Origin of the sequence: Aminobacter sp. HY435 (assembly GCF_027568395.1) — a bacterium.
In the GTDB taxonomy this organism is placed as follows: domain Bacteria; phylum Pseudomonadota; class Alphaproteobacteria; order Rhizobiales; family Rhizobiaceae; genus Aminobacter.
Window position 1 is genome coordinate 71628 of sequence record NZ_JANKZL010000004.1, and the last position, 22099, is coordinate 93726.

The 22099-nt window shown below is 63.7% G+C and carries 22 protein-coding genes and 1 other RNA gene; 11 read left to right on the forward strand and 12 right to left on the reverse strand.

Annotation, left to right across the window (positions count from 1 at the left end; genetic code table 11):
- Positions 1-8: 8 nt before the first annotated feature.
- The 5 genes from PCJ21_RS05370 to PCJ21_RS05390 all read right to left on the reverse strand — a co-directional run bounded on the left by PCJ21_RS05370 (position 9) and on the right by PCJ21_RS05390 (position 3709).
- Positions 9-818, reverse strand: a complete 810-nt coding sequence (locus tag PCJ21_RS05370; protein ID WP_269930350.1) for a CbbQ/NirQ/NorQ/GpvN family protein — start codon at positions 816-818, stop codon at positions 9-11.
- A 73-nt stretch (positions 819-891) separates the two neighbouring features.
- Positions 892-2238 (reverse strand): cbb3-type cytochrome c oxidase subunit I, encoded by a 1347-nt coding sequence (locus tag PCJ21_RS05375; RefSeq protein ID WP_269930351.1) that lies wholly within the window; start codon positions 2236-2238, stop codon positions 892-894.
- 18 nt (positions 2239-2256) lie between these two features.
- Positions 2257-2709 carry a c-type cytochrome gene (locus PCJ21_RS05380; RefSeq protein WP_269930352.1) on the reverse strand — a complete coding sequence of 151 codons (453 nt, stop codon included), beginning with the start codon at positions 2707-2709 and terminating at the stop codon, positions 2257-2259.
- Between the two features lie 161 nt (positions 2710-2870).
- Entirely contained in the window at positions 2871-3188 is a 318-nt protein-coding gene (locus PCJ21_RS05385; protein WP_333474384.1) for a cytochrome C oxidase subunit IV family protein, read from the reverse strand.
- On the reverse strand, positions 3152-3709 hold the full coding sequence (locus PCJ21_RS05390) for a cytochrome c oxidase subunit 3 (RefSeq protein WP_269930354.1): 558 nt from the start codon (positions 3707-3709) through the stop codon (positions 3152-3154). The genes PCJ21_RS05385 and PCJ21_RS05390 overlap by 37 nt, the downstream gene beginning before the upstream one ends.
- Before the next feature lie 318 nt (positions 3710-4027).
- Between PCJ21_RS05390 and PCJ21_RS05395 the strand changes: the two genes are divergently transcribed.
- Positions 4028-4480: a hemerythrin domain-containing protein gene (locus PCJ21_RS05395; protein WP_269930355.1), complete on the forward strand. Its 453-nt coding sequence runs from the start codon at positions 4028-4030 to the stop codon at positions 4478-4480.
- 171 nt (positions 4481-4651) lie between these two features.
- On the opposite strand, the gene PCJ21_RS05400 is transcribed toward PCJ21_RS05395, so the two are convergent.
- Both PCJ21_RS05400 and PCJ21_RS05405 read right to left on the reverse strand, forming a co-directional pair.
- Entirely contained in the window at positions 4652-5446 is a 795-nt protein-coding gene (locus tag PCJ21_RS05400; protein WP_269930356.1) for a thymidylate synthase, read from the reverse strand.
- 210 nt (positions 5447-5656) lie between these two features.
- Entirely contained in the window at positions 5657-5968 is a 312-nt protein-coding gene (locus PCJ21_RS05405; protein WP_269930357.1) for a DUF2853 family protein, read from the reverse strand.
- Positions 5969-6153: 185 nt separating this feature from the next.
- On the opposite strand from PCJ21_RS05405, the gene ssrA reads away from it, so the two are divergent.
- Together ssrA and PCJ21_RS05415 are read left to right on the forward strand one after the other, a co-directional pair.
- Positions 6154-6514, forward strand: a transfer-messenger RNA (tmRNA) gene (gene ssrA / locus PCJ21_RS05410).
- Positions 6515-6645: 131 nt separating this feature from the next.
- Positions 6646-7194, forward strand: coding sequence for an AAA family ATPase (locus PCJ21_RS05415; protein WP_269930358.1), 549 nt, complete (start codon positions 6646-6648; stop codon positions 7192-7194).
- A 3-nt stretch (positions 7195-7197) separates the two neighbouring features.
- Here the strand turns inward: PCJ21_RS05415 and PCJ21_RS05420 are convergent, their stop codons facing one another.
- Together PCJ21_RS05420 and PCJ21_RS05425 are read right to left on the reverse strand one after the other, a co-directional pair.
- A complete protein-coding gene (locus PCJ21_RS05420) occupies positions 7198-8259 on the reverse strand; it encodes a GGDEF domain-containing protein (protein ID WP_269930359.1) in 1062 nt (353 codons plus the stop codon).
- A 340-nt stretch (positions 8260-8599) separates the two neighbouring features.
- Positions 8600-9805, reverse strand: coding sequence for a multidrug effflux MFS transporter (locus tag PCJ21_RS05425; RefSeq protein WP_269930360.1), 1206 nt, complete (start codon positions 9803-9805; stop codon positions 8600-8602).
- A 169-nt stretch (positions 9806-9974) separates the two neighbouring features.
- On the opposite strand from PCJ21_RS05425, the gene PCJ21_RS05430 reads away from it, so the two are divergent.
- The 4 genes from PCJ21_RS05430 (at position 9975) to PCJ21_RS05445 (ending at position 11701) form a co-directional block, all read left to right on the forward strand.
- Positions 9975-10634, forward strand: coding sequence for a TetR/AcrR family transcriptional regulator (locus PCJ21_RS05430; RefSeq protein WP_269930361.1), 660 nt, complete (start codon positions 9975-9977; stop codon positions 10632-10634).
- A 90-nt stretch (positions 10635-10724) separates the two neighbouring features.
- The gene (locus PCJ21_RS05435) at positions 10725-11261 is read left to right on the forward strand and encodes an SspB family protein (RefSeq protein ID WP_269930362.1); all 537 of its coding nucleotides are present in this window, start codon (positions 10725-10727) and stop codon (positions 11259-11261) included.
- Between the two features lie 15 nt (positions 11262-11276).
- Positions 11277-11474 (forward strand): DUF4169 family protein, encoded by a 198-nt coding sequence (locus PCJ21_RS05440; RefSeq protein WP_269930363.1) that lies wholly within the window; start codon positions 11277-11279, stop codon positions 11472-11474.
- A complete protein-coding gene (locus PCJ21_RS05445; RefSeq protein ID WP_269930364.1) occupies positions 11471-11701 on the forward strand; it encodes a ribbon-helix-helix domain-containing protein in 231 nt (76 codons plus the stop codon). The genes PCJ21_RS05440 and PCJ21_RS05445 overlap by 4 nt, the downstream gene beginning before the upstream one ends.
- Before the next feature lie 65 nt (positions 11702-11766).
- Here the strand turns inward: PCJ21_RS05445 and PCJ21_RS05450 are convergent, their stop codons facing one another.
- The gene (locus PCJ21_RS05450; RefSeq protein WP_269930365.1) at positions 11767-15675 is read right to left on the reverse strand and encodes an AsmA family protein; all 3909 of its coding nucleotides are present in this window, start codon (positions 15673-15675) and stop codon (positions 11767-11769) included.
- 138 nt (positions 15676-15813) lie between these two features.
- On the reverse strand, positions 15814-16338 hold the full coding sequence (locus PCJ21_RS05455) for a hypothetical protein (protein ID WP_269930690.1): 525 nt from the start codon (positions 16336-16338) through the stop codon (positions 15814-15816).
- 278 nt (positions 16339-16616) lie between these two features.
- Here PCJ21_RS05455 and PCJ21_RS05460 point away from each other — a divergent pair, with 278 nt between their 5' ends.
- Positions 16617-16880, forward strand: coding sequence for a hypothetical protein (locus PCJ21_RS05460; RefSeq protein ID WP_269930366.1), 264 nt, complete (start codon positions 16617-16619; stop codon positions 16878-16880).
- A gap of 130 nt (positions 16881-17010) precedes the next feature.
- Here PCJ21_RS05460 and PCJ21_RS05465 read toward each other — a convergent pair whose 3' ends face one another.
- Positions 17011-18429, reverse strand: coding sequence for an FAD-binding oxidoreductase (locus PCJ21_RS05465; protein WP_269930367.1), 1419 nt, complete (start codon positions 18427-18429; stop codon positions 17011-17013).
- A gap of 111 nt (positions 18430-18540) precedes the next feature.
- On the opposite strand from PCJ21_RS05465, the gene PCJ21_RS05470 reads away from it, so the two are divergent.
- The 3 genes from PCJ21_RS05470 to PCJ21_RS05480 all read left to right on the forward strand — a co-directional run bounded on the left by PCJ21_RS05470 (position 18541) and on the right by PCJ21_RS05480 (position 21983).
- Complete coding sequence (locus tag PCJ21_RS05470; RefSeq protein WP_269930368.1) at positions 18541-19020, forward strand: thioesterase family protein; 480 nt, start codon at positions 18541-18543, stop codon at positions 19018-19020.
- A gap of 135 nt (positions 19021-19155) precedes the next feature.
- On the forward strand, positions 19156-19353 hold the full coding sequence (locus PCJ21_RS05475) for a hypothetical protein (RefSeq protein WP_269930369.1): 198 nt from the start codon (positions 19156-19158) through the stop codon (positions 19351-19353).
- 131 nt (positions 19354-19484) lie between these two features.
- Entirely contained in the window at positions 19485-21983 is a 2499-nt protein-coding gene (locus PCJ21_RS05480; RefSeq protein ID WP_269930370.1) for an ATP-dependent helicase, read from the forward strand.
- Positions 21984-22099: the final 116 nt, after the last annotated feature.

A 22099-nucleotide genomic window follows, 5' to 3' on the forward strand; every position in this document is an offset into this window, starting at 1 on the left:
CAGGCCCCTCAGCGGATCAGGGAATCGGCCAGTTCGATCAGGGCTGTCTTGACGTCAGGCTCGTCGGTCAGTGGCTCGATCATCGCGGCAAGCACGGCCTCGCGCACCGGCACGCCGGCGTCGATCAGGCTGGCGCAATAGACAAGCAGACGGGTCGACGCGCCCTCCTCGAGGTCATGTCCTTTCAGCGCGCGAATGCGCCGGGCCAATTCGACAAGCGGCGCCACCTGGGTGTCAGCAAGGCCGCTTTCGGCCGACACCACGGCGATTTCTTCGGACTTGGGCAGGAAATCGAACTCGATGGCGACAAAACGCTGACGAGTGCTCGGCTTCAGGCTTTTCAGGAGGTTCTGGTATCCGGGATTGTAGGACACGACGAGCATGAAACTCGCCGGAGCCATCAATTGCTCACCGGTGCGTTCCAGCGGCAGGATGCGGCGATCGTCGGTCAGGGGATGCAGCACCACGGCGACATCCTTGCGTGCCTCGACGATCTCATCGAGATAGCAGATGCCGCCCTCGCGCACTGCGCGGGTGAGCGGCCCGTCTACCCAGACGGTATCGCCGCCCATCAACAGGTAGCGCCCGGTGAGGTCGGCCGCGGCCAGGTCGTCGTGGCAGGATACGGTCGAGAGTGGCAGCCCAAGCTTCGCCGCCATGTGACTGACGAAACGGGTCTTGCCGCAGCCGGTCGGCCCCTTGAGCAGTAGCGGCAAGCGCCGTGCCCAGGCGTGTTCGAACAAGCTGCATTCATTGGCCGAGGGGCTGTAGTAGGCGGGCGCGTCGGCGGCGGGACGGATAGGTAATGCGATTGTCATGGGAGGAACTCCGGAGGAGAAGGCAGGCATGGGGTGCATGGCCCCGGAATGCTCCGGGGCCATGCACGGACAGTCATTCGGCTGGCTGCAGGATGCGGGCCGGCTTCTCGCTGCGCTGGCGGCCGGGCACGAGCACGGCCCACATGAACATCAGCGCGGAGACGACCACGACAACGCCGAAACCGAGGCGCACCCAGTAGAACAGCGCGAGCTGGTCCTGCACGTCCATGAAGCTCTCGCCCAGCACGCGCTGGAGATGCACCTGGACGACACCCGCGAAGGTCAGCGCGAAGGTCATCACCGACATGGCCATGACCATCATCCAGAAGCTGACGATCGAGAGCCACTGGTTGTATGGTGCGCGTCCCTTAATCTCGGGGATGGCGTAAGCCATCATGGCGAGATTGAGCATCACGTAAGCGCCGAAGAAGGCGAGGTGTCCATGCGCGGCAGTAACCTGCGTGCCGTGGGTGTAGTAGTTCACCGACGACAGCGTGTGCAGGAAGCCCCAGACACCGGCGCCGAAGAATGCCATCACCGAACAGCCGATGGACCAAAGCAATGCCGCCTTGTTGGGATGGTTCCGTCCCGCCTTCCAGGTCATATGGACGGTGAACGCGACCATGGAGAAGAAGGGCGCGACTTCAAGCGTCGAGAACAGCGAACCGATCCACTGCCAGTAGCCTGGCGCGCCAATCCAGTAGTAGTGGTGGCCAGTGCCAAGAATGCCGGAGAACAGCGCCAGGCCGACAATGATGTAGAGCCATTTCTCCACGACCTCGCGGTCCACGCCGTTGAGTTTGATCATCAGGAACGCCAGCACCGACGCCATGATCAGTTCCCACACGCCCTCGACCCAGAGATGGATGACGTACCACCAGTACATCTTGTCGAGTGCGAGGTTGGAGGGGTTGTAGAACGAAAACAGGAAGAAGATCGCCAGCGCCCACAGGCCGAACAGCAGGATGTTGGTGATCGTCGTCTTCCGCCCTTTCAGCGCCGTCATGGTGATGTTGAACAGAAACATCAGGACCACGACGACGATGCCGACCTTGATGACGAAGGGCTGCTCGAGAAACTCGCGGCCCTCGTGGATACGGAACAGGTAGCCGACCACGGCCACGCCCGCCGCGACGAAGAACATCCAGAACTGGATGATCGCCAGCTTCGGGCTGAAGAGCTCGGTCTCGGTTTCCTCGGGCAGCAGATAATAGGTCGCGCCCATGAAGCCCATCAAAAGCCAGACCACCAGCGCGTTGGTGTGGATCATCCTGATGATGTTGAACGGCAGCAGCTCGGACAGCGTATTGGGCAGCACATAGATGGTCCCGGCGAGAACGCCGAAGGCGACCTGAGCCAAAAACAGGACCAGCGCGCCGTAGAAATAGGTCATCGCGACCTTTTGCGTTTGGTATTTCATGTCTCTCTCCTTGGCGCCTCAGCCTGCCACGTTCGGGGGCCACTTCTGGGTCTTGATGCGGCTGGTCCATTCGAGGAAATCGGCAAGGTCGTTCAACTCCTCGTCGCTGAGGTGAAACTGCGGCATCTGGCGGCGGCCCTCGATCCCCGAGGGCTGCGCCGCCATCCAGGCCTTGAGCGTGTCGCGCGCACCGTCAGGGTCGCTTTCGCCGCCATAGCGCTTCCACACATTGCCCAGCTCGGGCGCGAAATAGGCGCCCTCGCCCAGGATCGTGTGACAGTTGATGCAGGAGTTCTTTTCCCAGACGTGTTTGCCACGCGCCACGGAGTCCGTCAGCGTCTTCTCGTCCGTCGAGGTCGTGCGGATGTAATAGTGGCTGTGGGCCGTCAACCCGACGAAGATTGCGAAGAAGAAGATCGAACCGCCGTAGAAGACGTTTCGAGCCCCCGTTTTTGTGAGGCGTTCTGCCATCACGCGTTCCTTTCCCAGTCAGATTTCCGCGGGCGCGGTATGGTTCGAACGGTTTCATCCCGGCGGGCCAGCCGCCGCTCTCCGGATGCCGTCCGGTCCGAACCCTTCTATGAGTTTGGGGAAGACGTTCTTTGCGTTTTGGCAAACAAAAGCGGACTGCTTCAGCCTGCCGCGACGGAGACGACAACCGCCCTCGCCAGCGCACCAAGCGCAAGGACCAGGCACCAGCAGAGCAACGCACGCCGCATCGTCGGGTTGCTGCCGCGCAGGTCCATGAAATCCCGAGCCACGAGGCGCACCTTGAAGAAGGCCAGGCCCAAAACGAACACAAGACCGATGACGGCCCAGGACAGCTGTGCTGCCAATGCGCTCGCTACACTCAGGGCAAGCAACGCAAGCCATGCGAACGTAAGTCGCCTCGGGTTGCTGGGGTCGACGCTGCTCATGCCAGATACACGATCGGAAACATGACGATCCATATCAGGTCGAAAGTGTGCCAGAGCGTTGCGATGAGATGCGTGTTCGCCGGCGCAGCCCGCACACTCACCACCAGCAACACGAAAACCCCAAACACAACGTGCATCAGGTGGAAGCCCGTCAGCAGGAAATAGAGTTCGAAGAACACGCCATAGGCATCGTCTCCGGCAAAGCCGATCTCGCCGCTGTATTCGGCAAGCTTGATGGCCACGAACAAGAAGCCAAGGAAGGCGGCGCGTATGAGTGCCCACCTCGCCCGGCCCCGCGATGCATTGGCCGATGTTGCGAGCGCAGCCTGCCACCCGCTCGTAAGGAGCACGGCGGTGTTGACGGCGGCGAGCGGTATGTTGAGGTGTGCCCGAGCGGCGGCGAATTGATCAATTTGCATGACGCTCGCGACAAGGAAAGCGCCGAGCAGCAGGCCAAAGGCGGCCAACTCGCTCCAGACCAATATCCAAAGGAGAAAATCATCGCTGCCGTCCGCTTCCTCAGCGGCGTGCGTCACAAATGTGGCTGCTTCCATCCAGCGACCTAATGCTGAACCGCGGGCGGCTTCTTTGTCATGGCGCAAATGTCTTTGTGATCGCGCAAAGACGCGGTCACGCAGCAGGATATGCTCGCAACCGCTTAAACTCCGGCACCCGAGCTGGCCGGACCCGTAACAATTTCGTCGAAAGGGGCCGATATGTCGGACGCACAAATTGGTCTGGCCGTTGCAACTCCAATCATCGTTGGCTTCGCTGGCCTCATGTACCGGATGGGGGTCCTTCAAAAGACGGGTACGATCGCTGCCGTCATGTGCACTCTGGCAGTCTTCGCCATATTGTTGATGGGGCAGTAGATGTCCAAGTTGAAGTCGGACTGCCCCAGATGGCTGGCTGAACTTGATCGCCGGCACTGCCGGCTGCTGATGCTCTGCGACATGTTGGAGGACATCGCCGACTCCCTTCCGCGCCATGTCACGCCCGCCCTGTGCAGGAGCGTTGCGACATCTCTCAAGCCAGAACTCGACCGTGTATGCGAGATCGAAGAACGGTTCTGTTTTCCGCATCTCACGGGACTGGCGGAGGCGCACGCATCGAGCGAAACCTTGTGCCGGATGTGTCGAGAGCATGAGGGCGACAGGGCCGCGGCCGAAGAAATAGTCAGGACGCTGACCAAGCTTGCGCACGGGCGAAAGGACGTGAACTGGGACGCCACAGGCTACATGCTACGGTCGTTCTTTGTCGGGGTCCGCCGTCACGTCGCGAACGAACAATGCATGCTCGGTTTCATGCGCCAGGCAAGAAGATAGTCCATCGGCGACAGACCGACGCTGCGCGAAAAGCGCTCGAAAAGGCAGAGCGTGACATGCCGGACGCACCGAGATCAGCTGGGCTGGCAGGATCGAAGCGAAGCCGTTGTCCGCCGCGATTGTGCCAGCTTGCGCCGAGGCCACGCCACGCCTGACGGCATGGCCCTCGCCTCACACCGCGATCGGCGCGCGGATGGAGGCGTCGGCGACGTAGTTCTCGAGCCGGAAATCCTCGAAGCGGAAGGCAAACAGGTCCGTCACATCAGGATTGATCCACATCGTCGGCAGCGCCTTGGGCGTGCGCCCGAGCTGTTCGCGGGCCTGCTCGAAGTGGTTGTGGTAGATATGCGCGTCGCCGAGCGTGTGGACGAAATCGCCCGGCTTCAGCCCCGTCACCTGCGCCACCATCATCGTCAGCAGCGCATAGGAGGCGATGTTGAACGGCACGCCGAGGAAGATGTCGGCCGAGCGCTGGTAGAGCTGGCACGACAGCTTGCCATCCGAAACATAGAACTGGAACAGGCAATGGCACGGCGGCAGCGCCATCGCGTCCACCTCTTCCGGGTTCCACGCCGAGACGATCAGCCGGCGCGAGTTCGGGTTCTTCCTGATCTGCGCCAAGAGATTGGCGATCTGGTCGATCTCGGCGCCGTCGCGCGTCGGCCACGATCGCCACTGCTTGCCGTAGACCGGGCCGAGGTCGCCGTTCGCATCGGCCCATTCGTCCCAGATCGAAACGCCGTTGTCGTTGAGGTACTTGATGTTGGTGTCGCCAGCCAGGAACCACAAAAGCTCGTGGATGATCGACTTCAGGTGCAGCTTCTTGGTGGTGAGGACCGGGAAGCCTTTGCCCAGGTCGAAACGCATCTGGTGGCCGAACACCGAGCGCGTGCCGGTGCCGGTGCGGTCCCCGCGGTCGGAGCCGTTTTCCATGACATGGCTGAGAAGGTCGAGATACTGGCGCATCGGTCGAGCTCGATTCGTCGTTTGCCAGATCATACCGGAGTGTCCGGCCTCTGGAAACGAATGCACATGGCGTCATCCCCAGGCGCATTGACGCGGACCGGCATGCGCTGCGCAATCCGCACCCAGCGCGAGCCCGCCTTTGGGATCATGTCAACAAAACGCGGCACCGGACCTCTGCGGTCCGATGCCGGAGCCCGTTGCTGTCGGAAATCAGAGTGAGCCGAGCTTCCCAAGCTCCTTGGCCACCAGATAGTAGAAGGTGACGCGGTTCTTGGTGTTGTCGGCCGACATGGCCTTGCAGACCTTTTCCAGCGCGCCGTCGGCGGCCTTTGCGTCGGAAACGCCCAGCTTCTTGGCGATCCAGCCAGCCTTCACGCGGTCCAGCTCCTTGGTATCGGTGCAGGACACCAAGGAAGAATCGCGGTTGCGCAGCGCGATGCCGAGATGTTTGACGATCTTGCTCACCGCCAATTCCTTGGCGCCGGCATCGTACTTCTTCACGTCTGCAAGATAGTCGGTCATGAGTATTCCCCTCGTCGACAGGATAACGTCTCTTCCCGCTGGGGCGGCCCGGCCTTGACCGGTTCACATACTGTGTATGCTTTCCCCTGCGCCGGGAGCTTCGGTTCGCGCAACGCGCGAGTCAACCCTGCCTGTTCGCGCGGCCGCACAAATCTGTTGCGAACGTCATGTATGCTTGCCGTTCCGGTCTTCCATTTTGTGCGCCGCATCCTTATATTCGCATCGTCAGCTTGTCTGACTATGGCGATAAACTGCCGATGAAATAAGCCATTCGGACCCGGGGGCGGTACCCGGCGCCTCCACCAAAAGTCGTCGCACAGTCGATCGACGGTTTTTGCTGGGGGCGAAATAGGATCGACGAGGGTGTAAAGATCGGACTTTTGCTCGGCATTGTACCACCGTTATCGGGCTAAACTTGTAGTTGCAAACGACAACTATGCGGAAGCACGTCTCGCAGCGTAAGCTGTGCGATAGCTTCAAATTAAGTCCTAGTGGTTCGCACTTCTAGGCGGGGTTCGGAGGTACCTGGCAACAGAAACCTCCACTTCTCTCCCCCAAGACATTCTGCGACTATCCGGCGGGCCCGACACTGCGGGCGGTCTGCCTTGCGGACGGCATTGCACTTGCGCACGCCACGCCGCCGTACTCGCCCCCCAGTTCCATTCAAGGAGACACCGATGGATCGCGACTGCGACCGCTTTTTCGTGCTCACCGGCGGCCCGGGTTCGGGCAAGACGACCCTGATCGCGGCGCTTGCCGGCGCCGGCCACGCCACGTCGGTGGAAGCCGGCCGCGGCATCATCCAGAATCAGGTTGCCATCGATGGCCCCGCTTTGCCCTGGCGCGACAGGGCGCTGTTTGCCGAGCTGATGCTGTCATGGGAAATGCGGTCGCACGCCGTCGCTCAGGCCACGCCCGGTCCGGTCTACTTCGACCGCGGCGTGCCAGACGTCGTCGGCTATCTCAGGCTGTCGAAAATTACGGTTCCCGGCCACGTCGAGCAGGCTGCGCGGCAGTTCCGCTACAATCCGATGGTTTTCATGCTGCCGTACTGGCCGGAAATCTTTACCCAGGACTCAGAACGCAAGCAGCACCATGACGAAGCCCGCAGGACCCACGAAGCCATGGTCGAAACCTACACCGGCCTGGGCTACCAACTGCTGGAAGTGCCTATCGCGCCGGTGGAAGAACGACTGGCATTCGTCCTCGACCATTCGCGCCTGTAAAGCCTATGCGGCACAGGGCAATTGCAGCCCTTCGGCGAAGGTACGATTTCTCCCCGAGCGCTTGGCCGCATAGAGGATCTTGTCGGCGCGGCCGATGGCCTCCCACAGCCCTTCGCCATCGTGCAGCCTGGCGATACCGAAGCTGCAGGTGACGACGAAATCGTCGGGCATTCCGGCGAAGCGCACGCTTGCCACTTCACGGCGCAGCCGCTCCGTCAGGGCGTAGGCATCGTCGACCGCGCTGTCCTTGAGAACGATGACGAACTCCTCGCCGCCGGTGCGTGCGGCGATGTCGCTTGTCCGCACATTCGTCCTGACGACGTTGGCGAAGGCGGACAGCACCGCATCGCCTGTCGCATGGCCAAAGCGGTCGTTGATGTTTTTGAACCTGTCGATGTCGCAGGCAACGATGCTGAGCGGCATGCGTTTGCCGGCTGCCAGCAATTTGAACGCGCGCCCCTGCAATCCGCGCCGATTGAGCATCCCGGTAAGCGGATCGCAGTCGCGCTCCGCCTTGAGCGCGAAAATGACATCGGCGCTGCCGACCAGCAGCAATGCCAGCCCCATCGCCACGCCAAGAACCGACATGGTGAATTGCGCCCAGACCCAGAATTCCGATTCGAAGAAGGCTGCGACGTCGTCCGTGGGCACGGAACCGCCGGTCATCAGCGTCCGGGCGATGAAGGTCAGCGCCAGCCCCACCATCAGCCACAGCATCGCGCGGTCGATGACGCTGCCGCGCATCATGTGCCGCAGCAGCCAGGCGCCGTGCAGGATGATGCCTCCCATGCCAAGGTTCAACAGATAGACCCGGATCTGCAGGTTGTTCTCGGCATAATAGTAATAGGCGAGCGACCCGACGATTGCCGCCAACCAGGCCGCATGCGCCATGCGCGGCATCGACTTGCCCGACCGCGAAAGCACGCCCTCAACCAGCAGCAGCGGCGCTGCGGCATAAAGCGAGGCCGACACGACGGTGTTGTAGCCGATGTCGGCGGGCCACAGCGCAAACTGCACCACGGTCGCAGCACTCATCGTCAGGAACGCCAGCGAAAACAGGATCAAGTGCCGCCGCCGGCGCTCAAGCAGCCAAACGCAACAAAAAGCAACTGCAAACAGCAGCAGCAGGGCTGAGGGAATGAACTTCAAGATTTTGGCGACCCTGGTGTCTACGCTATGCTTCTGGTGGTCCTCAGCGCGACTTACCTCCCAACAGTAAACAAGCCGATAGCAAGACGACATGAAGACGGCGCGACAATCTGGGCCAGCATTTCAGGCCTGCAGTCGCAGCCGGCGCTGACGGCCCCGCTCGACTCCAGGACGCCGGACCGCGAAGTCGTGTCCTATCGCGGCAGCGGCGTGGCCGCCGCCAGCAACTACCTCGCGCTGAAAGAACCCTTTCTCGTCATTCCGCCGGCGCTTCGATCACCTGACGGCTGCGGCCGAGGGTCACCTGGGCGAGCGCGAAGGCGATGACTGCCGAAATGGTGATGCCGAAGACCATCGGCAGCGGCGTGCCGTCGAAGAAGATGCCGGCAACCGCCATGGCCACCGCGCCGATGGCAAAGTGCAGCGTGCCCATCAGCGCGGACGCCGTTCCGGCAATTTCGCCGTGCTCTTCCATCGCCAGTACCGAGGTCGTCGGGATGACCAGGCCGAGGAAGCCGTAGCCGACGAACAGCAGCGACGCCAGGACATCGAGCCGGTCGACACCCGCAGCGAAGACGGCAAGCAGCAGCACCATCATCGTCGCATAGCCGAACACTGCCACGCGCACCACGCGCTGCAGGCCGAACCGGCTGGTCAGCAGGCCAGTCAGCTGCGACATGCCGATGAAGGCCACCGCATTGATCGAAAAGAACACGCTGTAGACCGACGGCGACAGCCCGTAGTGGTCGATCAGGATGAACGACGAATTGGCGAGGTAGACGAAGAAGCTGGCGATGCCGAAGCCGCCAATCGCGGTCAGGCCGAGGAAATTGCGGTCGCCGAGCAGGAAGCGGTAGCCACTCAGCGCGCTGCGGACAGAACTTTCGCCGCGATGTGCGGCAGGACGCGTTTCCTTGAGCGAGGTCGCCAGAAGGACGATGGCGAGCACGGCGGCACCGGTCACCACCCAGAACACCGCGCGCCAGCCAAAGCCCTCGATGACCAGCGAACCGGTCAGCGGCGCAAGGATCGGCGACACGGAAAACACCAGCATCAGCAGCGACATCAGCCGCGCCGCCTCGGTCCCGGTGTGGAGGTCGCGCACGATGGCGCGGGGCACAACCATGCCCGCCGAGGCGCCAAGGCCCTGGATGACGCGGAAGAAGATCAGCCATTCGATGTTGGGCGCGAGCGCTGCGCCCACCCCGCCAATGGCAAACAAGATGAGACCGATGTAGAGCGGCGCCTTGCGGCCGATCATGTCCGAGATCGGTCCGACGACGATCTGCGCCAGGCCCATGGCGAGGAAGAACACAAGCAGGCTCATCTGCACGGCGGCGGTTCCGGCATTGAGGTCGGCGCCGATGGTCGGCAGTGCGGGAAGATACATGTCGATGGCGAACGGGCCGATGGCCGACAAAAGGCCGAGCACGACCGCTACGCGGAGAAACTGGGGTGTCATGACGTGATTCTTTCGGATCTGGTTTCCGCCGCGAACAGTCGGCGACGTGTAATCCAAGGACGTTTGGCAGACCGAGGATCCGACTCCTCCCGAACCGTTTCCTCAGTGCAATGTCCATATTTTTAGACATACTTGTCCAAATCGTCAATCACGGCTATATAAAAAATCCATGACACCTGCCATCGCTCCTGACATTGCGGTTGCCCGCAGCCATTCCGCCAAGCGCCTGTCGATCATCGACGCTGCGGCCTGCGTTTTCTGCCGCGAGGGCTTTGCCGGGGCCAATATCGACCTCATCGCCGCGGAAGCCGGCGTGTCGCGGCAGACCGTCTACAATCACCATGGCGACAAGGAAAACCTGTTGGTCGCAGTGGTGCGCGAAATCACCGAACGCATCAACGCCGGCATTTTCGAGACCCTGGCCACCTTCCCCGACAAGCCTGTCGACCTTGAGGCGGATCTGGTCGCCTTCGCGGTAAGGCTCAATCAGAACTGCCTGTGCAATCGCGATGGCAAGTTCCTGCGCAAACTGCTGCAGACCGAAGGCGAGCGTTATCCCGAACTGTTTGCCGGCTGGCGCGAACAGGGACCGGCCAAGACATGGGCGGCGCTTGCGGCGCGTTTTGCCCGCCTTGCCCTCGCCGGCTGGCTCGAACTCGACGATCCCGATGTTGCCGCGCGCCAGTTTCTCGCGCTGGTCAATGCCGACCTGCAGATGGCGATGATCTTTGGCGATACCGTCTCCGAAGAGCAACTCCACGCTGCCGCCACCAACGCCGTCCGCTGCTTCCTGCGCGCCTACGGCAAGGCGCGCCCATCCGCGACCTGATCATCGGCAATACGGCGCTATATCCGGTTTACGCCGGCCTCAAGCTTGATTACAGGTAAGGGGAAGATTCAATCGGACCCGCATCGACTTATGGCCGAAGACCAGATCCGCTACGACATCCTGGCACAGGAGGCACTGCGCGGCGTAATGCGCAAAGTCCTGGCGGAAGTCGCGCGCACAGGCCTGCCGGGCAACCATCACTTTTTCATCACCTTCATGACCGGCGCGCCGGGCGTGCGCATCTCCAGCCGCCTGCGCGAGCGCTATCCGGAGCAGATGACGATCGTCATCCAGTTCCAGTATTGGGACCTGAAGGTCACCGACACCGGCTTCGAAGTCGGCCTGTCGTTCTCCGACGTTCCGGAAAAGCTGGAAATCCCCTTCTCCGCCGTGCGTGGCTTCTATGACCCCTCGGTCAACTTCGAGCTTGAGTTCGAGGTAAAGGCCGAGACCGAAGCTCCCGCGCCCGAGGAAGCACCGGCCGAACCGGTGGCCATGGTCAAGCCGGCCGAGCGCAAATCCGAATCGAAGAAGAAGTCCGCGGCAGCCGAAAAGGAAGCGCAGGACGAGCCGGCACCGACCAAGGGCGCCGACGTCGTCTCGCTCGACGCTTTCCGCAAGAAGTAGCCGCGGCGAGGTCGCATGGCCGACATCGTCAATCTCCGCCAGTTCAGGAAGCAGAAAGCGCGCGGCGATCGTGAAGCGCTGGCTGAGCAGAATCGCGCCCTGCACGGACGCACCAAGGCGGAAAAGGCACGCGAGCGGCTGACCGCCGAACGCGACGACAAATTCATCGACGGCCACCGCCTCGAGCGCGATCCCGAGACCTCCGGACAGTGAGTCTGGTCGAAAAACGCTCGGTGACGATCCGCGGCCACCGCACCAGCTATTCGCTTGAAAAACCGTTCTACGACGACCTTGTGGCCATCGCCGCAGGTCGCGGCATTGCGCTGGCGGCACTCGTCGCCGAAGTCGACGCGCAACGTCGCCGCGATGCCAACCTGTCCTCCGCGCTCAGGCTTTTTGTGCTCGAACAGGCCAAGTCAGGGGCGTTCAGCCGGACTTGACGCGCGCAGGTCTCCATGACGTTCGCAAGAGCGCCAAGCCCGGCTGATGCCGCGCGGCGTGTTGCCTACTGGCTCTGCAGGGACTTGAAGAAATCCTCGAGGTTCATCGGCTCAAGCACTTTCCTGGGCGCGGGCGTCTGCGGGGCCGGCTCCGCAGGCGCCGCCGGCACATTCAGTGGCCGTGCTTCCGGCAAGGGCGCGCGCTCGATTTCGGCGGCGGGTGTCGACTGGGATGCCTCCGCGTCCGTTCTCGCCCTCTCCTCGGCTGAGCGGCGCTCTTTCTCGAGTTGCTGGCGCCTTGTCTCCTCCTCGGCCAGGCGAGCCTTTTCGGCAGCGGCGGCCTTGGCCTCAGCCTCTGCTTTTGCCGCGACCTCCGCGGCCCGCGCCTCTTCCTCCGCCTTGAGGCGTTCGATTTCCGCCTGCGCCCGCGCCTCTTCTTCCACCCGGAGACGGGCCGCTTCAGCCAGCCGCGCCTGCTCGGCTTTGCGCTCCCGCTCCGCCTGCTGTGCCGAATAGTAGCGGGTTTCACGCCTGAGCCGCTGCTTCTCCAGCAAGACGGACTGCATCGCCTCGACCCGGGCTTGCTCCTTTTCCAGTGCGCGCTGGGTCAGGAACTGCGTCATTGGTTCGCTGTCGAAGACAAAGGCGGTTTCACCCGGCACGCCGTCGAGCTGGAACCGCATCAACGGCTCGGAGCCGGCGAGTTCTTCGGCGCCCGGCGCGTAGGAGATTGCGCCAACGGCAGCGACCGTGCCGGCATTGGCGTCGGCGCGCAGGTCGGCGCTCAGCGTCGCCGCCGGACTTTTCAACGACAGCGGCGGCGCCCGCAGGATGCCGCCGGCAACCGTGAAGGCGACCTCGGCCCGCTCGGCGTCAAAGCTTCCTTGGCCGGCGATCGCGGGCGCGAAGTCGGCTACGCGCGCCGCATTGATGTCGCGGCCCAGCGCATCCGCTCTGGCGATCATCGGCTGGAAGGCATCGGGATTGATGCCCGGAACGGTCAGGCCTTCGACGGATGCTGTGCCGGAGCCCGACAACGAGGCGACCAACCCCTCCACCGATTTGCCACTTCCCGACAGGGTTGCCGAAAAGCGGCCCTTGCCGCCCAGCATGGCGGCTCCCGGTATCGCCGAAACGTCGGCGCCGTCGACTTTCAGCTGGCTCGACAGCAGCGCCGTACCGGCATTGTTTTCGAGCTCGACGAGGCCGCCCAGCTTGCCACCGAACAATTCGGCTTCGATGTTTTCCAGCCTGAGCGATTGCCCGCTCAGTTGCAGCGACAAATTCGCATTCGCAGCCGTTCCCAGCGGTTCGGCCAGGAGCGTCGCCGCCGCCAGCTGAAGGTCAGCGCTGAAGGGCGCCGCGGATTTCGCGGCGAAGGCAGCAGTCGGCCACTCACCATCGGCACTTTCCAGCGCGCCGGCCCCGACCAGCATCTCCGCGAAGGGCCTGAGATCGAGTTCGTCGAGCGCCAGCGAACCGACGATATGCGGCACGCCGTCGACCGGTTCACTCCGGAGATTGCCCGCGACCGCGCCTTCGTTGACCGTTCCTTCCAGCCTGTCGAGGACAAGCGCCCCGCCCGCAACACTGACATCGGCGGCAAGGGCGACGGCGCTGCCCACGCCCATGCCGGGCAGCGAAACACCCGTTGTCATCAGCCATGGCTCGATGTCGGCGGCATCCAGAGTTGCATGGCCCGAAAGGCTTGGTGCCCCCTCGCGCAAGGCCGCGGTGCCGGAAAAGCGCGCGGACGTGTCCGCGCCCTTCAGGCTCGCGGTCACATCGAGACCGCTCTGAACGGCGCCTTTTGCAGCCATCTCGATCTCGCCCGCGCCCACCACGCCGAGCGGCAATGCTGGCAGACCGGCCAGCGCCAGCAACGAGGTGGCGTCTTCGTTGCGAGCCGAGACATTGAGCGTCAGCTGCGCCGTCCCCGGAACGCCGGCATATGCCGGGGCGGAAAGCGTCGCCAAAAGATCGGAGCCTCCGGCTTGCCCCTGGGCGCTCAGCGCCAGCCCGGTCGTGCCGTCGCCATTGTCAGCTGCACTTGCCACGATATCCATGCGCGCATCGGCAAAAAGGCCGGGATAATCGGTCGCCCGTTGTGCAAGCCCCGACAGCAATCTGTTGTCGGGCGATTGTTCGGCGGCGAGCTGCACCAGCGGCGCCAGGTCGACGGCAACCACCGAAGCATCGAGATTGCCTTTCGGCGATGCCGGGAAATCCGAGATCTTGCCGGTTGCGCTGATCGAGGCGCCGGCGAGTCCCCCGACCGACAGCCGGTCGATTTCCAGCACGCCCTCGCGCAGCCTGAGGGCCGTATCGATGGTTTCGGCGCTCATGCCACCCAGTTTGACCGGCCCGGCCTTGACCGCCAGATCGAGGTCGGTGTCGGCAAAGCGATTGGCGCCCTGATCCGTCACGAACAGCGAGCCGAAGGCGCGCAGGCCCTCGACATCCAGCTCGCCGCCGTCGAGCTTCATGGTAACCGAGCTGCGCGCGTCGCCCGGCTGCAAGCTGTCCAGCTCCCCGTTGAACCTAGCCTTGCCCAAAACGAGCTCGACATCGTCGAAACGCTGCTGCTCGCGCGTCAGCGCGACCCTGGCCTTGAACCCGGCAGCCGGCAGCCGCCGCACCGCCTCGTCGATGTCGCTGGCGACCCAGGCCGCGAAGCCCGAAGGCTGCCCCACCGCCAGCAGCAGTTGTCCGTCGAAACCGAGGCCATCGCGGGTGCGCAGGAAGCCGTCGGCCTCCAGCCGCGTCCGCCCCGGCAGAGTTGCAGCCAGGGACTTCACCGCCCAGCCACCGTCGCCCGGTTCGGCCGAAAGCCTGACATCGCGAACCGTTGTGTCGCCGGCCACGATCGCCGGCAGGTCGACATCGATGGTCCCGGGAATGCTCGGCTGCGGCAGGGCGACCAGCGCCTGCTCCAGTGCGCCAAGCCGCTGCGAGATGGAAAAACCTGCCCGGGCCTGCTCGCCGCCGACGGCTTCGTCGAAACGCACCTGCGCGCCATTGGCCGAAATAACGAAATGCGGCGAGACGCCAAGATCTAACCCGGCTGTGCCGTCGGCCGTATACGGGTCTTCCAGCGGCCCGGTCTCGAAGCGGAACTCGTCAATGCCGAGCCTGGCGTGGTCGAGCGTGAACTTGCCCTTCACCCGAAACCCGGGATCGACGGGCTTTCCGGCAAGCTTGGCCTTGATGGCGTCGTCGCCGACCTTCGCCTCGCTCCGGCGTTCGAGCAAGGTAAAACCACCGGCATAACGCCCGTGGCCCTTGTCCATGCTGACATTGCCGTCGCTTTCCAGCACCACGCGATAGTTGTCCGGCGTCGCGCGAATCCTGAGCCGCATCTGGCCGGTCGGATCGACCGATCCCGTGGTCACGGCCAGTTCGGTGCGCATGCCGTCGACCTTGAGCGAGCCGTCGACCCGCCAGGGGCCGGTCAGCGCCCGCGCCGAAACCTCCGTGTTGATGTCCGACAGCACGTGTCTGCGTCCGCTCGCGGCATGGCGAAGGGTGATCTGTCCGTCGGTCACGGTCAGCTTCTCGATCGAGATCTGCTTTGCCTCGAACGGCGCCGATGGCCGTATGGCCCAATCCACCACGCCATCGTCGGCGATGTCGATGATCGCCCTCGGCCGCACCAGACGCATGTCGAAGATCAGGAACTCGCCGCTCAGAAGCGGCGCCAGCTCGGCATCCATCGAGAATGTCTCGATGGTCATCGCCGGTTCGCCGCCGGCCCCGCCTTCGACGCTGACGTCGGAGAATGTCACCGAAGGAAACGGCAGGATGCGGGCCGTGACGTCGCCCTCGACGGTCACGTTGCGGCCAAGTATGGCGCTGGCCTGCCGCTCGAAATCGGCCTTGTAGCCCGACCAGTCGACAAAATACGGCCCCACCAGCGCTGCACACAGCGCCAGTACGAACAGTCCTCCAAAAATCACGAACAGGCGAGCGAGCATTGCCTCGGGGCAAATCTATTTATGCGTCCCGGGCGTCTAACCGAGGAGCGTGGTCATTTGGTGACATGTTGGGCTGCCCACCGCGATGCGTCAACGCCGCGGCCGGGTCTGTCCCGTGAAAACGCCCGACACGTGCGGCTACTTTGCGTCGCGTTTGGCCTGCGCCACCGCCGCAGCCTTGCGCAAGCGCCCCCGCTCCATCGGCCGGACAAGGCTCTTGGCGCGGGTATTTTCCACCGCCCGCATGCCTTGATGCGCCTGCCGCGTGTTGAAATCGGCGCCGCGCGCCGGCTTCTTGTCCTGCTTGAGCGCAAGCGCGGCACGGGCATTTTCGACCAGGTCGATGCGAGCCACGAGTTGCCGGCGCCGCTCGTGCTCGCTATTCAGCCTGCGCATGGCCATTGCCAGCACGCCGAGCTTGACCTTGGTGCCTTGGTCCCGGGTCGCAGCTTGCGCCCCTTTCGGAACCGCCTTGCCGCGCATTTCTCGACGCAGGCGATGCGCATCGGACTGCGCCTTGTCGCGGCGCTCCCGCAGGGTCTTGATCAGGTCGCGCAGGTCGGCATCCGACAGCTCTTGGACCGCTGGATGACGGGATTTTTCCACGAGCTGCCGTTCGTCCTGGCTCAGTGCCCGTTCTTCCTGCTTCCGTGACATCGCCATGGCTGTGCTCCTCGCCTTCAATATCCGGCTGCCCCTATGTCGGGGGCAGCCGGACTGTCCGGCCAAAGCGCTGTCGGGTCAAGCCGAACGGCGCATCCGGATGACCTTCGCGCGCCACCGCCACAACCACTGGCCAAACCCTGCGAATTGACGTGAACTGCAAGTTCTGGGCGAATGGCAGGATCTGGCCGTCTGGCCGAGGCCCAATGGGGGAGAAGCAAATGCTGAGATCTTGGATTCTGTCGACAGGGCTTGCCTTTGGGCTGTTGGCGTCACCGATGACACTTCCTCCGGAGGCGATCGCCCAGACCAATGTCAACATCAACATCAGCATTGGCACCAGTCTCAACAGAGGCCGAGGAATAAGCTGCAGCCAGGGAGAGAGGCTGCTGCGCAATCGTGGCTTCCGGGATGTGCGCCGCGTCGACTGCCGCGGTCGGTTCTTTGTCTACCGGGCATGGCGCGGCAACACGCGCTTCGAGATCGCCATTCGTCAGAGCGACGGCCGCGTGGTCGACATGCGTCGCATCGGCAGAAGATAGGCCAGGCGCTATCTTTGATAACACGAGGCTGGGCACCAATTGGCGGAAGCCCGGACCTCCAGCATGTGAGGCGGCGAGCTACCGCTTTGGGAGGCGCCGATCTACCAGGTCGGCCCCACCACCAATGCCGCTACTTCGCCAGTTCGGGCAGCACCTTGCCCGGGTTGAGAATATTGTCGGGATCGAGCGCCGCCTTGATCGCCCGCATCACGGCAACCCCGTGACCGTGCTCGCGCTCCATCAGCCCCATCTTGCCCTGGCCGATGCCGTGCTCGCCGGTCGAGGTGCCGTCCATCGATATCGCCCGCTCGGCCAACCGATTGACGAATTCCTCTGCCCGGCCGATTTCGGCTGGGTCGTTCGGATCCATCAGCACCAGGGTGTGGAAATTGCCGTCGCCGACATGGCCGACGATGGGTGCAATCAGCCCCATGCGCTCGATGTCGGCCTCGGTTTCGGCGATGCACTCCGCCAGCCGCGAAATCGGCACGCACGCATCGGTCGACAGCGCGCGCGCGCCGGGCCTCAGCGTCTGCGACGCCCAGTAGGCGTCGTGCCGCGCTTTCCACAGCTTCGCCCGCTCCTCGGCGACGGTAGTCCACTGGAACGGCCCGCCGCCGAATTCTCCGGCGATCTCGCCAAAGCTCGCGGCCTGCTCGGCAACGCCCGCGTCCGAACCGTGGAACTCGAGGAACAGGCATGGGCTCTCTGGGTAGTCGAGCTTGGAATAGTTCTTCATCGCCCGCATCTGCAGCGCGTTGACCAGTTCGATGCGCGCCACCGGGATGCCCATCTGGATCGTTGCGATGACCGCCTGGCAGGCCGCCTCAACAGATGGAAACGGGCAGACGCCGCCCGAAATCGCCTGCGGAATGCCTTGCAGCCGGAGCGTCACTTCGGTGATGATGCCGAGCGTGCCTTCCGACCCGACCAGCAGCCGCGTCAGGTCATAGCCGGCCGAGCTTTTCCTGGCACGATGCGAGGTCACGACCTCGCTGCCGTCGGCCATGACAGCGCGCAACGACAGCACGTTCTCGCGCATCGTGCCGTAGCGCACCGCGTTGGTGCCAGAGGCGCGCGTCGCCGCCATGCCGCCGAGGCTGGCATTGGCGCCGGGATCGATCGGGAAAAACAGCCCAGTATCGCGCAGATACGTGTTCAGCGCCTCGCGCGTCACGCCCGCCTGCACCGTGCAGTCGAGATCGTCGGCATTGACCGAAACGATCTTGTCCATGCGCGAGGTGTCGACCGAAATGCCGCCGGCCGGCGCATTGACGTGGCCTTCGAGCGAAGTGCCGGTGCCGAACGCGATCACCGGCACGCGATGCTCGGCGCAGACTCGCACCACGTCCTGCACATCGGCGGTGCTTTCGGCGAAAACCACGCCGTCGGGCGCCTGGTTGGGCAGATAGGTGGTGGTGTGGCCATGCTGCTCGCGGATCGCCTGTCCGGTCTGGAAGCGCTCGCCGAACTGCTGCTTGAGGATGCCCAGCGCGGCCGCAATGCCGGCCTCGTTGCGCGGTGCCGCCTTCAGGTCGCTGAGAGCCATCGTTTCCTCCGCAATTGGAACAGCTTGACGCCTGGCCTGCGTCTTATCTTCGGGTAATCTGCCGTCAGCTCCGGTTTGTCCAGCGCCACCAAAGTCAAAGAGGATTAGGCCATGCCAGCACCGTTCGTTTCCAGCGTCATGGAGATCGAGAAAGGCTGGATCGACTACAACGGCCACCTCAACATGGCCTATTACAACGTCCTTTTCGACCGCTGCAGCGACGAAGCGCTCGACCTGCTCGGCATGGGCGCCGACTACGCTCGCGACCGCAGGTTCACCATCTACACCGCCGAAGTGCACGTCTGCTACGTTCAGGAACTGCATCTCGACCATCGCGTGACCGCAAGCTTCCAGTTGCTCGACCACGACGACAAGCGGGTGCGCGTCTACCAGGAATTGCGTCATGTCGACGGCTGGCTGGCGGCGACGTCCGAATACCTGGCCCTGCATGTCGACATGAACGGCCCGAAGGTCGCGCCCTTCCCTGGCGACGTCCTTGCCAAGGTCGAGGCGATGCGCTCAGCTCACGCCGCCTTGCCGATGCCCGAGCGCGCCGGCCGCTCGATCGGCATCCGCCGCAAGCCGGTCTGAAATCCTGCCGGTTAACCTTACCTGTTCATAAACGCCTGCCACACGCGCCGGTTCGTTGATCGGCCGCCGACTGCCTCCGACAATCCCACCAAGCGACATTGAGTCGGGCGGCGGGCACCGGACTTGAGGCAAGGCATGCACACTGACATCGAAGCGACTGCCAACAAGCTCGCCTGCGATCCACGCATCAGCGACTATGATTTCTGGCGGTCGCTCCGCAACCTGAACAACGAACTGTTTACGATCGCCAACAACAACGAGCCGATCCCGATCGAAATGCTGCGCTGGCGCGTCATACTGCGCCAGGCGCGATCCAAGCGCGGCGTAGCCTGAACCGGCCACGCCCGCGCAGAGCCAGCCACTCCCGGCCTTTCCGGTCAAGACTGTCACTTTCCCCGGCTCAAACCAGAACAAAACAGAGACGGTTCTGGCCTTTCCGCCCCGAATCACTACATTCGGGGCAAATGTCAGACTTTCCGGACGACATGCCGTTTTTCGACGAGCCCGGCGCAATGCCGCCCCGGCCCGGCAGCACACCTGCGCCCAGCGGTATCGCCGCGCGCGCCATGGCCGCCCGCCAGGCGCCTTCGGCACCCGACTATCTCAAGGGCCTGAACCCCGAGCAGCGCCAGGCTGTCGAGACCACCGAAGGCCCGGTCCTCGTGCTCGCGGGTGCCGGCACCGGCAAGACGCGCGTGCTCACCACCCGCATCGCCCATATCCTCAGCCAGGGCCGCGCCTACCCCAGCCAGGTGCTCGCCGTCACCTTCACCAACAAGGCGGCGCGCGAGATGAAGCAGCGCATCGGCCACCTGGTCGGCGAGGCCGTCGAGGGCATGCCCTGGCTCGGCACCTTCCATTCCATCGGCGTCAAGATGCTGCGCCGCCATGCCGAGCTGGCAGGGCTGCGCTCCGACTTCACCATCCTCGACACCGACGACGTCATCCGCCTGATCAAGCAACTGATCCAGGCCGAGGGCCTCGACGACAAGCGCTGGCCGGCGCGCCAGTTCGCCATGATGATCGACGGTTGGAAGAACAAGGGCTTGGGCCCGGCCGAGATTCCCGAGGGCGACGCCCGCGCCTTTGCCAATGGCAAGGGCCGCGAGCTCTACAAGGCCTATCAGGACCGGCTGCAGACCCTGAACGCCTGTGATTTCGGCGACCTCTTGTGCCATCCGATCCGCATTTTCCGCGCCTATCCGGATGTGCTGAAGGAATACCACAAGCGCTTCAAATACATCCTGGTCGACGAGTACCAGGACACCAACACCGCCCAATACATGTGGCTGCGGCTGCTGGCTCAGGAAACCGGCGCGCCGGGGCAGAAGAATGTCTGCTGCGTCGGCGACGACGACCAGTCGATCTATGGCTGGCGCGGCGCCGAGGTCGACAACATCCTGCGCTTCGACAAGGACTTTCCGGGCGCCGTCGTCATCCGGCTCGAGCGCAACTACCGCTCGACCGCGCATATCCTGGGCGCCGCCGCCCATCTGATCGCCCACAATGAAGGACGCCTCGGCAAGACGCTGTTCACCGAGCAGGCCGACCCCGACGACGCCAAGGTCAACGTCCACGCCGCCTGGGATTCCGAGGAGGAAGCCCGCGCCGTCGGTGAGACGATCGAGCAATTGCAGCGCCAGAAGCACAATCTCAACGACATGGCGATCCTCGTCCGCGCCTCGTTCCAGATGCGCGAATTCGAAGACCGCTTCGTCACGCTTGGCCTCAACTACCGCGTCATCGGCGGCCCGCGCTTCTACGAGCGCCAGGAAATCCGCGACGCCATGGCCTATTTCCGCGTCGTCGCCCAGGGTGCCGACGACCTCGCCTTCGAGCGCATCGTCAACGTGCCCAAGCGCGGCCTCGGCGAAGCGGCGATCCGCCAGGTCCACGATACGGCGCGGGCGCTCGGCGTGCCGATGCTGCAGGCCGCCGCCCAGCTTGCCGAAAGCGACGAACTCAAGCCCAAGCCGCGCGCCGCACTGCGCGAGGTCACGGCCAATTTCGAACGCTGGCAGAAGGCGCTCGACAACACGCCGCACACCGAACTCGCCGAGATCATCCTCGAGGAGAGCGGCTACACCGACATGTGGAAGAACGACCGCTCGGCGGAAGCGCCGGGCCGGCTCGAAAACCTCAAGGAGCTGATCCGCTCCATGGAGGAATACGAGTCGCTGCGCTCCTTCCTCGAACATGTCGCGCTTGTCATGGACGCCGAGCAGGATGAGCAGCTCGACGCGGTCTCGATCATGACGCTGCATTCGGCCAAGGGCCTGGAGTTCGAGACAGTCTTCCTGCCTGGCTGGGAGGAAGGCCTGTTCCCGCACCAGCGCGCGCTCGACGAGGGTGGCCGATCGGGCCTCGAGGAAGAGCGCCGCCTTGCTTATGTCGGCCTGACCCGCGCCAAGAAGAACCTGCATCTGTGGTTCGTCTCCAACCGCCGCATCCACGGCCTGTGGCAGTCGACAATCCCCTCGCGCTTCCTCGACGAGTTGCCCGAGGCGCATGTCGAGGTCGCCGAAGCCGGCAATTCCTATGGCGGCTACGGCGGCGGCAGCCGCAATCCCTACGGCGCCTCGCGCTTCGACGATGTCGGCCAGAAATCCTTCTCCAACACTTACGCCACCCCCGGCTGGCAGCGCGCGCAGCAGAACCGCACCGAGGCCACCGACCGCAACTGGGGCTCCCGCTCCGGCCATTCGGTCGAGCGTATCGGTTATGGCGAAACCGATTCCGGCTTCGGCGCCGGCCGCGGCTCGGTCAAGGGCCGCACCATCGAAGGCGAACTCATCGCCAAGTCGGTGTCGAACGAGCCGTCGCGCTTCAACGTCGGCGACCGCGTCTTCCACCAGAAGTTCGGCAACGGCAACATATCGGCTGTCGAAGGCAACAAGCTGACCATCAACTTCGACAAGGCCGGCCAGAAGAAGGTTCTGGACGGGTTCGTGACGGGTGCGTGAGAGGCTACCTCACCCCTCCACGTAACTTGTCCAGGATCGGGTTGGATCAGCGTCTGGTAGGGCATCCCCCTCCCCAACCGTCCACGCTTTGAGGCGCGCGAGTTGCCGATTGCGAG

Excerpts from the sequence above, each read along its gene's own strand:
- PCJ21_RS05475 (WP_269930369.1), top strand. The coding sequence starts at position 19,156 with ATGCACACTGACATCGAAGCGACTGCCAACAAGCTCGCCTGCGATCCA.
- PCJ21_RS05380 (WP_269930352.1), bottom strand. The coding sequence starts at position 2,709 with ATGGCAGAACGCCTCACAAAAACGGGGGCTCGAAACGTCTTCTACGGC.
- PCJ21_RS05385 (WP_333474384.1), bottom strand. The coding sequence starts at position 3,188 with ATGGATCGTCATGTTTCCGATCGTGTATCTGGCATGAGCAGCGTCGAC.
- PCJ21_RS05435 (WP_269930362.1), top strand. The coding sequence starts at position 10,725 with ATGGCCGAAGACCAGATCCGCTACGACATCCTGGCACAGGAGGCACTG.
- PCJ21_RS05370 (WP_269930350.1), bottom strand. The coding sequence starts at position 818 with ATGACAATCGCATTACCTATCCGTCCCGCCGCCGACGCGCCCGCCTAC.
- PCJ21_RS05375 (WP_269930351.1), bottom strand. The coding sequence starts at position 2,238 with ATGAAATACCAAACGCAAAAGGTCGCGATGACCTATTTCTACGGCGCG.
- PCJ21_RS05440 (WP_269930363.1), top strand. The coding sequence starts at position 11,277 with ATGGCCGACATCGTCAATCTCCGCCAGTTCAGGAAGCAGAAAGCGCGC.
- PCJ21_RS05480 (WP_269930370.1), top strand. The coding sequence starts at position 19,485 with ATGTCAGACTTTCCGGACGACATGCCGTTTTTCGACGAGCCCGGCGCA.
- PCJ21_RS05450 (WP_269930365.1), bottom strand. The coding sequence starts at position 15,675 with ATGCTCGCTCGCCTGTTCGTGATTTTTGGAGGACTGTTCGTACTGGCG.
- PCJ21_RS05405 (WP_269930357.1), bottom strand. The coding sequence starts at position 5,968 with ATGACCGACTATCTTGCAGACGTGAAGAAGTACGATGCCGGCGCCAAG.
- PCJ21_RS05395 (WP_269930355.1), top strand. The coding sequence starts at position 4,028 with ATGTCCAAGTTGAAGTCGGACTGCCCCAGATGGCTGGCTGAACTTGAT.
- PCJ21_RS05415 (WP_269930358.1), top strand. The coding sequence starts at position 6,646 with ATGGATCGCGACTGCGACCGCTTTTTCGTGCTCACCGGCGGCCCGGGT.
- PCJ21_RS05430 (WP_269930361.1), top strand. The coding sequence starts at position 9,975 with ATGACACCTGCCATCGCTCCTGACATTGCGGTTGCCCGCAGCCATTCC.
- PCJ21_RS05470 (WP_269930368.1), top strand. The coding sequence starts at position 18,541 with ATGCCAGCACCGTTCGTTTCCAGCGTCATGGAGATCGAGAAAGGCTGG.
- PCJ21_RS05425 (WP_269930360.1), bottom strand. The coding sequence starts at position 9,805 with ATGACACCCCAGTTTCTCCGCGTAGCGGTCGTGCTCGGCCTTTTGTCG.
- PCJ21_RS05390 (WP_269930354.1), bottom strand. The coding sequence starts at position 3,709 with ATGGAAGCAGCCACATTTGTGACGCACGCCGCTGAGGAAGCGGACGGC.
- PCJ21_RS05455 (WP_269930690.1), bottom strand. The coding sequence starts at position 16,338 with ATGGCGATGTCACGGAAGCAGGAAGAACGGGCACTGAGCCAGGACGAA.
- PCJ21_RS05400 (WP_269930356.1), bottom strand. The coding sequence starts at position 5,446 with ATGCGCCAGTATCTCGACCTTCTCAGCCATGTCATGGAAAACGGCTCC.
- PCJ21_RS05465 (WP_269930367.1), bottom strand. The coding sequence starts at position 18,429 with ATGGCTCTCAGCGACCTGAAGGCGGCACCGCGCAACGAGGCCGGCATT.
- PCJ21_RS05460 (WP_269930366.1), top strand. The coding sequence starts at position 16,617 with ATGACACTTCCTCCGGAGGCGATCGCCCAGACCAATGTCAACATCAAC.